Source organism: Alcanivorax sp. 24 (assembly GCF_004360225.1).
GTDB lineage: Bacteria > Pseudomonadota > Gammaproteobacteria > Pseudomonadales > Alcanivoracaceae > Alloalcanivorax > Alloalcanivorax xiamenensis.
In genome coordinates this window covers 167,559-181,639 of sequence record NZ_SNUA01000008.1, presented here as the reverse complement: position 1 = coordinate 181,639, position 14,081 = coordinate 167,559, and the positions used below count along the sequence as shown (strand labels likewise).

At 62.3% G+C, this 14,081-nt stretch carries 11 protein-coding genes; all 11 read right to left on the bottom strand.

Annotation, left to right across the window (positions count from 1 at the left end):
- Positions 1–69 precede the first annotated feature (69 nt).
- The 11 genes from pyrF to gyrA all read right to left on the bottom strand — a co-directional run bounded on the left by pyrF (position 70) and on the right by gyrA (position 13,867).
- Positions 70–765 carry an orotidine-5'-phosphate decarboxylase gene (pyrF, locus tag E0L37_RS12945; RefSeq protein WP_133492137.1) on the bottom strand — a complete coding sequence of 232 codons (696 nt, stop codon included), beginning with the start codon at positions 763–765 and terminating at the stop codon, positions 70–72.
- Positions 762–1,940, bottom strand: coding sequence for a lipopolysaccharide assembly protein LapB (gene lapB / locus E0L37_RS12940; RefSeq protein ID WP_133492136.1), 1,179 nt, complete (start codon positions 1,938–1,940; stop codon positions 762–764). The genes pyrF and lapB overlap by 4 nt, the downstream gene beginning before the upstream one ends.
- On the bottom strand, positions 1,937–2,176 hold the full coding sequence (locus tag E0L37_RS12935; protein ID WP_133492135.1) for a lipopolysaccharide assembly protein LapA domain-containing protein: 240 nt from the start codon (positions 2,174–2,176) through the stop codon (positions 1,937–1,939). The genes lapB and E0L37_RS12935 overlap by 4 nt, the downstream gene beginning before the upstream one ends.
- 27 nt (positions 2,177–2,203) lie before the next feature.
- Entirely contained in the window at positions 2,204–2,590 is a 387-nt protein-coding gene (gene ihfB, locus E0L37_RS12930; protein ID WP_133492134.1) for an integration host factor subunit beta, read from the bottom strand.
- A gap of 69 nt (positions 2,591–2,659) precedes the next feature.
- Positions 2,660–4,339 carry a 30S ribosomal protein S1 gene (rpsA, locus tag E0L37_RS12925; RefSeq protein WP_133492133.1) on the bottom strand — a complete coding sequence of 560 codons (1,680 nt, stop codon included), beginning with the start codon at positions 4,337–4,339 and terminating at the stop codon, positions 2,660–2,662.
- A 278-nt stretch (positions 4,340–4,617) separates the two neighbouring features.
- The gene (gene cmk / locus E0L37_RS12920; RefSeq protein WP_133492132.1) at positions 4,618–5,289 is read right to left on the bottom strand and encodes a (d)CMP kinase; all 672 of its coding nucleotides are present in this window, start codon (positions 5,287–5,289) and stop codon (positions 4,618–4,620) included.
- Complete coding sequence (locus tag E0L37_RS12915) at positions 5,286–7,529, bottom strand: bifunctional prephenate dehydrogenase/3-phosphoshikimate 1-carboxyvinyltransferase (protein ID WP_133492131.1); 2,244 nt, start codon at positions 7,527–7,529, stop codon at positions 5,286–5,288. The genes cmk and E0L37_RS12915 overlap by 4 nt, the downstream gene beginning before the upstream one ends.
- A complete protein-coding gene (hisC, locus tag E0L37_RS12910) occupies positions 7,519–8,640 on the bottom strand; it encodes a histidinol-phosphate transaminase (RefSeq protein WP_133492130.1) in 1,122 nt (373 codons plus the stop codon). Before hisC ends, E0L37_RS12915 begins: the two co-directional genes overlap by 11 nt.
- 97 nt (positions 8,641–8,737) lie before the next feature.
- Positions 8,738–9,820, bottom strand: coding sequence for a prephenate dehydratase (gene pheA / locus E0L37_RS12905; protein ID WP_133492129.1), 1,083 nt, complete (start codon positions 9,818–9,820; stop codon positions 8,738–8,740).
- Positions 9,821–10,011: 191 nt separating this feature from the next.
- Positions 10,012–11,091 (bottom strand): 3-phosphoserine/phosphohydroxythreonine transaminase, encoded by a 1,080-nt coding sequence (serC, locus tag E0L37_RS12900; protein ID WP_133492128.1) that lies wholly within the window; start codon positions 11,089–11,091, stop codon positions 10,012–10,014.
- Between the two features lie 76 nt (positions 11,092–11,167).
- A complete protein-coding gene (gene gyrA, locus E0L37_RS12895; RefSeq protein WP_133492127.1) occupies positions 11,168–13,867 on the bottom strand; it encodes a DNA gyrase subunit A in 2,700 nt (899 codons plus the stop codon).
- Between the last annotated feature and the right edge of the window lie 214 nt (positions 13,868–14,081).

Here is a 14,081-nt window from a genome sequence, read left to right as displayed (position 1 = left end):
GGAGAAGACACTCTAAACGGGACACGCGGGGCGGGCTGTCCGCCATTTCAGACAATTGTCGTCAGCGTTTCAGGACAGACTCTGTAGGATTTCATCCACCACCACCGCCGGCTCCGGGGCTTGGGTGATGGGGCGGCCGATCACCATGTAGGATACGCCCTGCTCACGAGCCTGGCGTGGGGTCATGATACGGCGCTGGTCGTCGCTGGCGCTGCCCTCGGGACGAATACCCGGCGTTACCAGCAGAAAGTCCTCGCCGCGGGCACGACGCAGTAGTGGTGCTTCCAGAGCCGAACAGACCACGCCATCCAGGCCGCTTTCCTCGGTCAGTTGCGCCAGCGCCATCACCTGCTCCTCGGCCGCACGGGCAACGCCCACTTCACGCAGGTCGTCACTGGTCTGGCTGGTCAAAACCGTCACCGCGGTAAGCAATGGCCTGCGGGCCGCGCCTTCCAGCACCTCCCGGGCGGCACTCATCATGCGCTTGCCGCCGCTGGCGTGCACATTGACCATCCACACCCCCAGTTCGGCGGCGGCACGCACGGCGCCGGCCACGGTATTGGGAATATCGTGATACTTGAGGTCCAGAAACACGTCAAAGCCCTGATCCTGTAACGCTCTCACCACATCGGGACCGGCCCGGGTAAACAGCTCCTTGCCCACTTTTACCCGCACGCGGGCAGGATCCAGCCTCGCCGCCATGGCCAGAGCATCCTCGGCGCGGGAGTAATCCAGAGCAACGATAATGGGACTGCTGGAGGTCACGATTTGGCGTCTCCTTCGGATCGCGGTTTGATGGTGCCCCAGCGGCGACAGCTCGGGCAGCGCCATTGCAGCAGTGGCGTGGTGAAGCCACAACGACGGCATTGATAGATGGTGCGGTCGCTCATCAGCCTTTGTGTCAACTGCTTGAGCAGTTCCAGCTGTTCGCGGGCTTCGCTTTGATCGGCCACCTGCAGGTTCATGTCAATCAGGCGATCGAGGCCGCGAACGGAAGGGTTGGCTTGCATGTACTCGGCAATGAACTTGGCCGCCTCGCGGTCACCGTAGCGTTCCTTGAGCTGGCCGGAAAGCAGCAATACTCGCGCGGTACTGGGGTCCTCGGCGCTATAGTCGGCGAGGACGCGAATGAAATCCTCTTCCTGCTCCAGTTGCTCGTAGCACTGGCGCAGATCGTCCAGGTACTCATCGAAGAAGTCGCGGTCCTGATCCCAGATCCGGCGAAAGGCGGCGATGGCCGCCTCCCAGCTCTGTTCGCGCATTTCCAGACGCCCCAGATCGACGCTGGCGCGCACGCACTCTTTATCGAAGCCCAGGGCACGACGCAAGGTGCGGCGGGCCGGGCCCAACTCTCCGCGGGCCACCTGCCCCTCGGCTTCCTCGCAGCAATACTGGGCCAGAATCGGCGCGATCTTGGCGTCGCCCTTGATCAGCCGCTCCCCCATGGCGATGGCGTTGGGCCAGTCGCGTTCCTGCTCGTAAAGCTTCATCAACTGACGCGTTACCTGCTCGCGCTGTTCGCAATCCTGGTCGAGCATTTCCAGCAGCACTTCCTCGGCCCGGTCGAACAACCCGCCGGCGAAATAGTCCTCTGCCAGTTCCAGTTGGATCTGCTCCTGGGTAGGCCGCGGCAAATCACCGCTTTCCAGCAAGTGGGAGTGAATCAGGGTGGCACGGTCGAACTCGCCTCTTTTACGAAACAGGCGCGCCATGCTGAGGTGGGTTTCCAGGGTCTGGGGGCTGACTTCCAGACTACTGAGCAGAGCTTCCACCGCCTTGTCCGGTTCCTCGTTGAGGAGGAAGTTGAGCCCGGCCACGTACTCCTGGGACAGCGACGCCATGCGCCGCCGTTGCCGCCGCTTGCCTTCACGCCGGCCCAGGAAGAAGCCCATGGCGATGGCGAAAAAGAACAGCGGTATCAGCCATAGGGGCTCGCTCATGAACGGCTTCCAAACAGCCCGCTCAGCCCTTTAAAGCCCAGCCCGGCGAGCAGTCCCGCCAACAGGCCCACGGCGAGCAGACCCACGGCAAGCACGCCGAGGCTGACCTGCCAGCGCCAGCCCTGGATCAACATATCCAGAGTCACCATTTGAGTATTGGCGGTAACAAAGAAAAAGGCGGCCAGGAAAATGGCCAGCATTACCAGAATCAGCAGAGCACGGTAGAGAGTTCGCATGTCGGTCAGGCCCCGGTGTCGTCGGTATCAGCCCCGGATGGCCTTGGCGCTGTGGCTGGCATGGTGGCGCCGCTCGCTCCGGTGCTCGTTGTTGTCGCCCCCGTCATCGTCCTGCATGGCACGATTGACCCGTTCGCGCAGGTCCTTGCCACATTTGAAATGGGGAACGTATTTGCCTTGCAACTCCACGCTGGCGCCGGTCTTTGGATTACGGCCCACGCGCGGGGCGCGGAAATGGAGGGAAAAGCTGCCGAAACCCCGAATCTCGATGCGTTCACCTTCTACCATGGCATCGGCCATGTAGTCGATCAGGGCTTTGATGGCGAGTTCCACGTCCTTGGTGGAGAGATCATTGCTGGTGTAAGTTCTGGCGATCCGAGCGATGAGTTTGGATTTGGTTAACGCAGATGCCATTACAACCTACTCCCCTGGGCTCCCTGCCCAGCGGGGCCGGCCTCGATGACCGGCCCCCGGGAGGAGCCATTATGACTCGTTGCTGTTTTCCATTTGCTGCTTGATCAGGTCACCAATGGTCTTAGGAGCATTGGCTTCCTGGCCTTGCAGGTTGTCCATGGCCTCGCGATCCTGAACCTGATCCTTGGCACGCACGGACACATTGATGGAACGGTTCTTGCGGTCGATGTTGGTGATACGGGCTTCCACCTCGTCACCCACATTGAGAACCTGGGAAGCGTCGTTAACGCGATCACGGCTGATCTCGCTGGCGCGCAGGTAACCTTCCACGTTCTCAGCCAGCTCAACGGTGGCGCCTTTGGCGTCCACGTCCTTGACCGTACCCTTAACGATGCTGCCCTTCTCGTTTGCAGCAACATACTGAGCAAACGGATCGTCTGTCAACTGCTTGATTCCAAGGGAAATTCTTTCGCGCTCGGCATCGATGGACAGAACCACGGTTTCCAGCTCGTCGCCCTTGTTGAAGTTGCGTACCGCGTCTTCGCCGGCCTCTTCCCAGGAGATGTCGGAAAGGTGCACCAGACCGTCGATACCGCCTTCCAGGCCGATGAAGATGCCGAAGTCAGTGATGGACTTGATCTTGCCGGAGATGCGGTCGCCTTTCTGGTAGTTGGTGGCGAAAGCTTCCCACGGGTTGGACAGGCACTGCTTGATGCCCAGGGAGATACGACGACGATCTTCGTCGATGTCCAGGATCATCACTTCCACTTCGTCGCCGATCTCTACAACCTTGGACGGATGGATGTTCTTGTTGGTCCAGTCCATTTCGGAAACGTGAACCAGACCTTCCACACCTTCCTCGATCTCGGCGAAGCAGCCGTAATCGGTCAGGTTGGTAACGCGCGCCTTGACACGGGCACCTTCCGGGTACTTCTGCACGATGTCGTGCCACGGATCCTCGCCCAGCTGCTTGAGGCCCAGGGAAACACGCATTTTCTCGCGGTCGAACTTGAGTACCTTGACTTCGATTTCCTGGCCCACTTCGACGATTTCGCTCGGATGCTTGATGCGCTTCCAGGCCATGTCGGTGATGTGCAGCAAGCCGTCGATGCCGCCCAGGTCCACGAACGCACCGTAGTCGGTCAGGTTCTTCACGATACCCTTGACCACCATGCCTTCCTGCAGGGATTCCAGCAGGGCTTCGCGCTCGGCGGAGTGCTCCGCTTCCATGACCGCGCGGCGGGAAACCACCACGTTGTTGCGCTTCGGATCCAGTTTGATGACTTTGAAGTCCAGGTCCTTGCCTTCCAGGTGGGTGACATCGCGCACCGGGCGGATATCCACCAGGGAGCCCGGCAGGAACGCGCGGATCGGACCGATATCCACGGTGAAACCACCTTTCACCTTGCCGGAGATCTGACCTTTGACGATCTCGTCTTTGTCGAAAGCCACTTCCAGTTCGCCCCAGACTTCGGCGCGCTTGGCTTTCTCACGGGACAGGCGGGTGAAGCCCATGCCATCGTCGATGGCGTCAACGGCGACTTCCACCTCATCGCCTTCGGCGATTTCCAGTTCACCGCTCTCGCTGATGAACTCGTCGCGGGAGATGATGCCTTCGGATTTCAGACCGGCGTTGACCACCACCCAGTCGCTGTCGATGGCGACCACGGTGCCGCGGATGATGGAACCACGGGCAACGTCCAGGTCCTTGAGGCTTTCTTCAAAAAGTTCGGCAAAAGATTCAGTCATGAAAAAACGTCTCACGATACACGCGCCAGCCAGCAGACGCGGGTTATTGATAAAGCGATCACCGCCCCAAGCTGGTTTACTGTAAGGGGCCGGCGTTCGTTACTTGCATCTTACCTGCATGTCTTACCTGCATAGGTGCCGCAATCGCTCTGGCGGTGCGCGCCGGGCTTCATACGGCAACATGCAGCAACGGCTCCAGCCGCACCACCGCAATCAGGGCGCGTCCGAAGCCGTTTCAAGAGCCGGTTCGGGCTCTGAAAACCGATTGTGCCTGATCCTCAGATCAGTGAGCGGGCCGCCGCCTCATCGAGGATACGCGCGACCACCTGATCCACAGTCAGGTCCGTGGAGTCCAGCTCCAGGGCATCCTCCGCCGGTTTCAGCGGTGCCACGGAGCGATTCATATCCCGTTCATCACGAGTACGAATATCCTCCACAAGGGCCGCGAGGGTAGCATCAAACCCCTTTTCCTTCAACTGATTATAGCGCCGCCGGGCACGCTCCTCGGCGCTGGCGGTCAAATAGATCTTCAGAGGGGCGTCGCGAAACACCACCGTGCCCATGTCGCGACCGTCCGCCACCAGCCCGGGGGGCTGGGCGAACGCCCGCTGACGCGCGAACAAGGCATCGCGGACCGGCTGCAGGACCGCCACCTGGCTGGCCAATTCGCCCACGCTTTCCTGGCGGATTGCTTCGCTGACGTCGGTTTCCTCGAGCACCACGCGAGTGTCCCCGCCCTGCTCCACGAACCGGACCGGCAGATTCTCCGCCAGATCCACCAATGCCAGTTTGTTGTCCAGGGCGACGCCCCGACGTTGCGCGTAAAGCCCCAGGACCCGATACAGGGCCCCGGAGTCAAGCAGATGCCAGCCGAGCGCGGACGCCACCCGCCTCGCCACGGTGCCCTTGCCGGAGGAAACCGGTCCGTCAATGGCAATAATTGGAATCATCGAACCTCCAGGCCCAGCCCCAGCGACCGCATCAGGTCGGCGAACCCGGGGAAGCTGGTGGCCACAGTGGCGCAATGTCGAATAGTGATCGGTGCCGTGGCGCGCAGCCCGGCAATGGCGAAGCTCATGGCGATCCGATGATCATCATGGGATTCCACTTCGGCCCCGCCCAGCACACCGCCGGTGATGCGGATGCCATCCTCGAACACCTCCAGATCCACGCCCAGGGCACTCAGCCCATCAGCCATCACCTGGATACGGTCGGATTCCTTCACCCTCAGTTCCTCGGCGCCGCGCAGCACGGTGTCCCCGTCGGCACAGGCCGCGGCAACAAAAATGGCCGGAAATTCATCAATCGCCAACGGCACCAGTTCGGCGGGAATCTCGATACCCTTGAGCGGCGCGCTCCTGACACGCAGATCCGCCACCGGCTCGCCGCCGCTGTCACGCTGATTCTCCAGGGTGATGTCGGCGCCCATCAGACGCAGAATATCAATCACGCCGGTACGGGTCGGATTGATGCCAACATGGGGTAGCAACACGTCACTGCCCTCCGAGATCGAAGCGCCCACCAGCAGGAAAGCAGCGGAAGATATGTCCGCCGGGATTTCCAGATGACAGGCACGCAGAGCACCGCCACCAGTGACCGCGCGCAGCGGCCCTTCGCTGCGCACCGGATAGCCGAAACCGGTGAGCATGCGTTCGGTGTGATCGCGGGTCGGCGCCGGTTCGGTCACCGACGTCTCGCCCCGGGCGTAAAGCCCCGCCAGCAACAGCGCGGATTTGACCTGAGCGGACGCCATCGGCAGGTCATAGTGGAAGCCTTTGAGTGTCTGCCCGCCACGGATCCGTACTGGCGGACGGCCGCCATCGCCGGTCTGGATGCCAGCGCCCATTTCGCGCAGTGGCCTGGCCACCCGCTCCATCGGCCGCTTGGACAGCGAGGCGTCACCGGTGAGGGTAACGTCAAACGCCTGGCCCGCCAGCAGGCCGGTGAGCAGACGCATGGAGGTGCCGGAGTTGCCCATATAAAGCGGCTTGCCCGGATCCCGCAGACCATGCAATCCAACCCCATGGATGGTGACCTTGCCGTTATGGGGGCCTTCGATCACCACCCCCATGTCACGGAACGCCTGCAAGGTGGCCAGCGCGTCTTCCCCTTCGAGAAAGCCCTCCACCTCGGTGACGCCGTCGGCCAGAGCTCCAAGCATGATGGAGCGGTGGGAAATGGATTTGTCGCCGGGCACCCGGGCGCGGCCCCGCAGGCTGCCGCCAGGCCGCACCGCGAAGGTGGGATCGTGCTGATCGCTCATGCTGCTCTCGTTATCCGAATGGCGCGCCTGCGTATAGGAGGTCCTCGCATTGAGCGCCAGAAAATGGGCCCGTGCCGTATTGGCACGGGTCATGATGCCCATCAGGGCGTCGGAGTCGCCGGCCTCGATGGCGTCGCGGAAACCATCGATACCCTCGCGAAACAGCGCCAGGGCATCCAGCACCGCCTGCCGGTTCTCCTGAAAGATATCGTGCCACATCACCGGATCGGAACTGGCGATGCGGGTGAAATCGCGAAATCCCCCGGCGGCGTAACGGAAGATCTCCGTGGAGTCGCCCTGGCGCGCCAGGGTATCGACCAGGGAAAACGCCAGCAGATGGGGCAAATGGCTGGTTTCCGCCAGGACCCGGTCATGGTGCTCCGGTGTCATCTCCAGCACTTCGCTGCCCAACGCGGTCCACAGCTCGCGCACCGCCCGGGTGGCCGCCGGATCAGTCCGCGCCAGCGGCGTGAGAATCACCCGGTGATCCTGGTAGAGACCGGCATCAGCGGCGGCCACGCCGCTGGCTTCCTTGCCCGCGATGGGGTGGCCGGGTACGAAACGGGGGAAATGATCGCCCAGGGCCCGCCGGGCGGCGGCAATGACGCTGCCCTTGACGCTGCCACCGTCAGTGACGATGGCACGCTCGGAAAGTCCTGGCGCCAGCGCCGCCAGGGAAGATTCCATCGCCGCCACCGGCGTCGCCAACAACACCAGATCGGCGCCGCGCACCGCCAGTGCCAGGTCCTGGCTGCCTTCGTCGATCAGCCCCATGGCCAGCCCCTGTTCCAGGGTCCGGGCGGAACGGCTGCCGGCCACCAGCGTGCCCGCCAGTCCCCGCTCCCGCAAAGCGGCGGCGAAAGAGCCGCCGATCAGGCCAAGCCCGATGATCGCCACCCGTCGAAACAGCGGGGCATCACGGCTCATCAGCGCCCCCCGCTTTCATGACCTTGTCCAGGGCCCGCAGAAAGCATTCGTTTTCCCGCGCCGTGCCCACCGTGACGCGCAGGTGATTAGGCAGGCCATAGCCGCCCAGCGGGCGCACGATGACGCCTTCACGCAGCAACGCCTCGTACACCGGCACGGCGTCACCGGCGCAATCCACGGTGATGAAGTTGGCCACCGAGGGAATATGCTCCAGCCCGAGCAGATTCAGCCCTTCCACCAACTGGCCAAGCCCGGCGGTGTTCTCGCAACGGGAGTTCTCCAGGTGGTCGGTATCGTCCAGCGCCGCCTCGGCGGCGGCCAGGGCGGGAATATTGACGTTGAACGGCTGGCGTACCCGGTTGAGGATGTCGGCGATATCCGGATGCGATACCGCATAGCCCACCCGCAGCCCGGCAAGCCCGTGGATCTTGGAAAAGGTGCGGGTGACGATCAGGTTCGGATATCGCGCCAGACGATCCAGACCATTGGGGTAATGGGCCTCTTCCACATACTCGAAATAGGCTTCGTCCAACACCACCAGCACATCTTCAGGCACCCGCTCGAGGAAACGATCCAGCGCCACGTCATTGAACCAGGTGCCGGTGGGGTTATTCGGGTTGGCCAGGAACACGATGCGGGTGTTCTGGTTGATGGCGTCCGCCATGGCGGCCAGGTCATGGCCATAGAGGTGCGCCGGCACCATCACCGGTTTGGCGGAACAGGCCACGGTCACCAGCGGATAGATGGCGAACGCATATTCAGCGTAGACGGTCTCTTCGCCGGGCTGCAGATAGGCCCTGGCCACCAGTTCCAGAATATCGTTGGAGCCATTGCCAAGGGTGATCTGATTACTGTTGACGCCGAGCTTCTCCGCCAGCGCCATCTTCAGGCTGAACCCGGCGCCATCCGGATAGAGGTGAACCTGCTCCAATGCCCGTTTCGCCGCCTCCAGAGCCCGATGGCTGGGCCCCAGGGGATTCTCGTTACTGGCCAGCTTGATGATGTCGCGAATGCCCAGCTCCCGCTCCAGTTCCTCGATCGGTTTACCGGGGGAATAGGGTTGCAGCCGCTGCACGCCGCCGTTGGCCAGTTTGATATAATCGCAGGTCATAACAGAACGCTCTCACGTTTGACGCCGGCACGCCGGCACGCCAACCCCGCCCCGTCGTGGCATCCGGGCGCGGTGCATGCCGGCGTACCGGCCGGTTTCATAGTACCGCTTTGGGGTACGAGCCCAGAATACGAATGGTGTTGCCATCCCCTTCCAGCTTTGCCAGCACGTCTTTCAACAATGGATCTTCCTTGTGCCCTTCACAGTCGATGAAAAACACATAGCTCCAGTTGGCGGTGCGTGACGGGCGGCTTTCCAGACGGGTGAGGTTGACGCCCTGTTCCCGGAACGGCAGCAGCATGTCCGAGAGCAGCCCCGGACGGTTCTTGCCGGTGACCAGCATGCTGGTTTTGTCGCGACCGGACGGAGGCGTGTCCTGGCGGCCGATCACCAGAAACCGGGTGGTGTTGTCCGGGCGGTCCTCGATATTGCTCTGCACCCGCTCCAGGCTGTACAGCTCGGCCGCCATATCGCCGGCGATGGCCAGGGCGTTCCATTCGTCGCGCAACCGCCGCGCGGCCTCGGCATTGGAACTCACCGGGATACGCTCCACCGTGGGCAGGTGGGCATCCAGCCACTGACGACACTGAGCCAGCGTCTGTTGGTGCGAATAGACGCGGGTCACCTTGTCACGGCGGGTATGGGGACCGGCCAGCAAATGATGGTGGATGCGCAGCTCCACCTCACCGCAGATTTTCAGGCTGGAGGACATGAAAGTGTCCAGGGTATGGCTGACCATGCCCTCGGTGGAATTCTCCACCGGCACCACGCCGTAATGGGCGGCCCCGGCTTCCACTTCCCGGAACACTTCGTCGATGGCGCCCAATGGCACGCTTTCCACCGCGTGGCCGAAGTGCTTGATCGCCGCCTGCTGGGTGAAGGTGCCCTCCGGCCCCAGGAACGCCACCCGCATGGGTTGTTCCAACGCCAGGCAAATGCTCATCACCTCACGGAACAGCCGGGCCATCGCTTCTCCGTCGATGGGCCCCTGGTTGCGCTCCTTGATACGCTGCAGCACCTGGGCCTCGCGCTCGGGACGATAAAACACCGGGTTGCTGTCTTCGCGGCGCTTCACATCCGCCACCGCGTGAGCCAGTTCGGCCCGGCGATTGAGCAACGTCTGGAGCTGCTGGTCCAGAGCGTCGATTTGATCCCGCAGGCTGTCCAACGAATCGGTCATTGTCTGTCTCGCTTACACGCAGGCACGCATCACGCTGGCACGCTGCGTGGGAGCGTACGGCTGGGACTGTGCCACTATTGTTTCCTGTCGTCTTGCCGGGCACCACCACGCTCACCGCTTTTACCAACGCCATCCAACATGGCGTGCAGGCGTGTTGCGTGCAAGCGTGTCAGCGTTTCGCGCACCGGCGCTTATCCGTGTCTCTTTTCGAAATCCGCCATGAACGCCACCAGCGCCTCCACCGCGGCTTCCGGCACTGCGTTATAGATGCTGGCACGCATGCCGCCCACACTGCGATGTCCCTTCAGATTGTGCAGACCGGCGGCGCCCGCCTCGGCCAGGAAGTCCTTGTCCAGACTGCTGTCGGCCAGCACGAACGGCACGTTCATCCGGCTGCGATCAGCCTTCTCCACCGGGTTGCTGTAGAAGTCGCTGGCATCGATGAAGTCGTACAGGCGCTTCGCCTTGCGCTCATTGATCGCGGCCATTGCGGTCAAACCGCCCTGGTCCTTGAGCCACTGGAACACCAGACCGGCCAGATACCAGGCAAAGGTCGGCGGCGTGTTGTACATGGAGTCGTTGTCGGCGTGGATCTGATAGTTCAGCATCGCCGGCACACTGGCACCCGCGCGTCCGAGCAAATCGCGGCGCACGATCACCAGAGTGATGCCGGCCGGGCCGATATTCTTTTGCGCGCCGGCATAGATCAGGCTGAACCGGTTCACGTCCAGGGGCCGGGACAGGATGGTGGAACTCATGTCCGCCACCAGCGGCTTGTCCACCTCGGGAATGAAGTCAAACTCCAGGCCGCCAATGGTTTCGTTCGGGCAGTAATGCACGTAATCGGCATCGGCGGACAGCGTCCAGTCCGCTTGCGGCGGCACGTAGCTGAAGTTGCGATCCTCGCTGCTGGCCGCCACGTTGATGTCACCGTAACGGCGCGCTTCCTTGATCGCCTTGCTGGACCACTGACCAGTGTTCACGTAGTCCGCTTTGCCGTTGTCCCCCAGCAGGTTCAGCGGCACCATGGCGAACTGGGTGCTGGCGCCGCCATGCAGGAACAACACGGCGTAGTCATCGGAGATGCCCAGCAAATCCCGCAGATCCTGCTCCGCGCGCCGGGCCAGTTCCACCACCACCTGATCACGGTGACTCATTTCCATCACCGACATGCCGGTGCCGCGAAAATCCAGCAACTCTTCCTGGGCTTGACGCAACACTGCTTCCGGCAACGCCGCCGGACCAGCGCAAAAATTGAACGCGCGGGACATTCAGTCTCTCCGTATCGATAAAACGGCCCGGTCAAACCGGGCCGGGATGGTCATGTCGGGAGCGGGAAACGGAACCTCAGTCTTCTCCGGTTCCTTCTTCTTCCGCATCATCTTCCGGGCCGTCGATGGCCTCCTCCGCGCCTTCCAGCTCGGGAATGGTGGCCAGGCCGGACAGCGCCTCGCCCTCACCAAGACGGATCAGACGCACGCCCTGGGTATTGCGGCTCAGGTGGCTGACCTCGTCGACCCGGGTGCGCACCAGCGTGCCCTGGTTGGAAATCAGCATGATGTCCTCTTCACCGAACACCTGGGCGGCGCCGACCAGAGACCCGTTACGCTCATTGACCACCATGCCGATCACACCCTGGGTGCCCCGCCCTTTGGTCGGGAACTCGCTCAGATCGGTGCGCTTGCCGTAACCATGTTCGGAGGCGGTCAGCAGTTGCCCGCCCTCCTGCGGCACGATCAGCGCGATCACTTCCTCGCCATCGGCGACTTTCATGCCGCGAACGCCCCGCGCGGTACGTCCCATGACCCGGACCTTGGATTCCTGGAAACGCACGACTTTACCGTTGCCGGCCACCAGCACCACATCCTCCGCGCCCTGGGTAATGGCCACGTTCACCAGATGCTCGCCTTCCTGCAGTTTCACCGCGATCAGACCATTGCTGCGCGGGCGGGCGAACTTGGCCAGCTCGGTCCGCTTCACAACACCGTTGGAAATGGCCATGAAGATGAACGGACCGGGGGTGGTGTCCACCTCTTCCGAACCCTCGGCGTCTTCGATGATGTCGGCGCCGTCGGTCTCACTCTCATCCTCGTCGTCGCTGTTGCCCTGCTGCCGCACCACTTCCGCGTCCAGACGCAGAATGGCGGTGATCCGTTCCTCCGCCTGCAGTGCCGGAATCAGGTTGATGATCGGCTTGCCACGGGAATTGCGGCCGCCCTGCGGCAGTTCAAATACTCGCAGCCAGTACACCTTGCCGATGCTGGTGAAACACAGCAGGGTGTCATGGGTGCCCGCCACCAGCAGCTGCTCGACGTAATCCTCGTCCTTCACCGCCGTCGCCGCCTTGCCACGGCCGCCGCGACGTTGCGCGGTATAGGTATCGATGGGCTGAATCTTGGCGTAACCGCCATGGCTGAGCGTGACCACCACGGTTTCCTCGGCGATCAGATCTTCCATGCTCAGATCGGAGCGGGAAGTCTGAATCTCGGAACGGCGATCATCGGCGTATTCGTCGCGAATCGCCTGCAACTCCTCGCGAATCACCTCAAGCAGACGATCCGGGTCGGCCAGGATCAGGCTCAGTTCGCGAATCTGCTCCAGCAATTCCTGATAGTCGGTAACCAGCTTTTCCCGTTCCAGACCGGTCAGCTTTTGCAGGCGCAGATCAAGAATCGCCTGGGCCTGTTCCGGAGACAGGTAGTAAAGCCCGTCGCGCAGACCGAACTGCTCGTCCAGGCCGTCCGGGCGGGCAATGTCCTCGCCACCGGCGCGCTCCAGCATGGTCAGCACATCGCCGGGCTCCCAGCCCTTGGCCAGCAGTTTTTCACGGGCTTCCGCGCCGCTTGGCGACGCCTTGATCAGTTCAATCACCGGATCGATGTTGGCCAGAGCCACCGCCAGACCTTCCAGCAAATGGGCCTTTTCACGTGCCTTGCGCAATTCATAGACGGTGCGGCGGGTGACCACTTCACGGCGGTGACGCAGGAACGCCTCCAGCAACTGGCGCAGATTGAGGGTCTTGGGTTGACCGTCATCCAGCGCCACCATGTTGATGCCGAACACCGACTCCATCTGCGTTTGCTGATAGAGGTTGTTGAGCACCACGTCACCGTTCTCGCCACGGCGCAGTTCGATGTAGATGCGCATGCCGTCCTTGTCGGATTCGTCGCGCAGCTCGGTGATACCTTCGATTTTCTTCTCTTTGACCAGCTCGGCGATCTTCTCGATCAGCCGCGCCTTGTTCACCTGGTACGGCAACTCGGTGACGATGATCGCTTCCTTGCCGCTCTTGTCCGCCGCCTCCACGGTGGCGCGGGCGCGCACGTAGATGCGGCCGCGGCCGGTGCGATACGCCTGCACGATGCCGGCGCGGCCATTGATGATGCCGGCGGTGGGGAAATCCGGGCCCTGGATGTACTGCATCAGGTCGTCCGGAGTCAGGCTGTCGTCATCGATCAGCGCCAGGCAACCGTCGATCACTTCACCCAGATTGTGCGGCGGAATATTGGTGGCCATGCCCACGGCGATACCGGAGGAGCCATTGACCAGCAGGTTCGGCACCCGCGTCGGCATCACTTCCGGAATCTTCTCGGAGCCGTCGTAGTTATCGACGAAATCCACCGTTTCCTTGTCCAGATCGGCCTGCAGCTCGTGGGCGATCTTGGCCATGCGCACCTCGGTGTAACGCATGGCCGCGGCGGAGTCGCCGTCGATGGAACCGAAGTTGCCCTGCCCGTCCACCAGCATGTAGCGCAGCGAGAACGGCTGAGCCATCCGTACGATGGTGTCGTAAACGGCGGAGTCACCGTGGGGGTGATACTTACCGATGACGTCGCCCACCACCCGGGCGGACTTCAGATACGGTCGGTTCCAGTGGTTGTTGAGCTCGTGCATGGCGAACAGCACACGCCGGTGCACCGGTTTCAGGCCGTCGCGCACGTCGGGCAAAGCACGTCCGACGATCACGCTCATGGCGTAATCCAGGTACGACTGTCTCAGTTCGTCCTCGATATTGACGGGTGTGACTTCTTTTGCGAGGTCCGTCATGGCGTTCCTTTTGTATCCTCGGTGGCGTGGGTGACGCTCCTGGAAAAGTCAACGATGATAGCACAGCTTGGGAAGCTCTGAATAAGTATTCCGGCTGGGAGGTTGGTGCGCTTGCACGCTGACACGCAACACGCTTGCACGCCATGCTTGCCGGCCCCGAGGTCAGCCGGAAAGGCTTGCTTATCTGGGGAGTCACAACAGAAGCGAGTCCCTG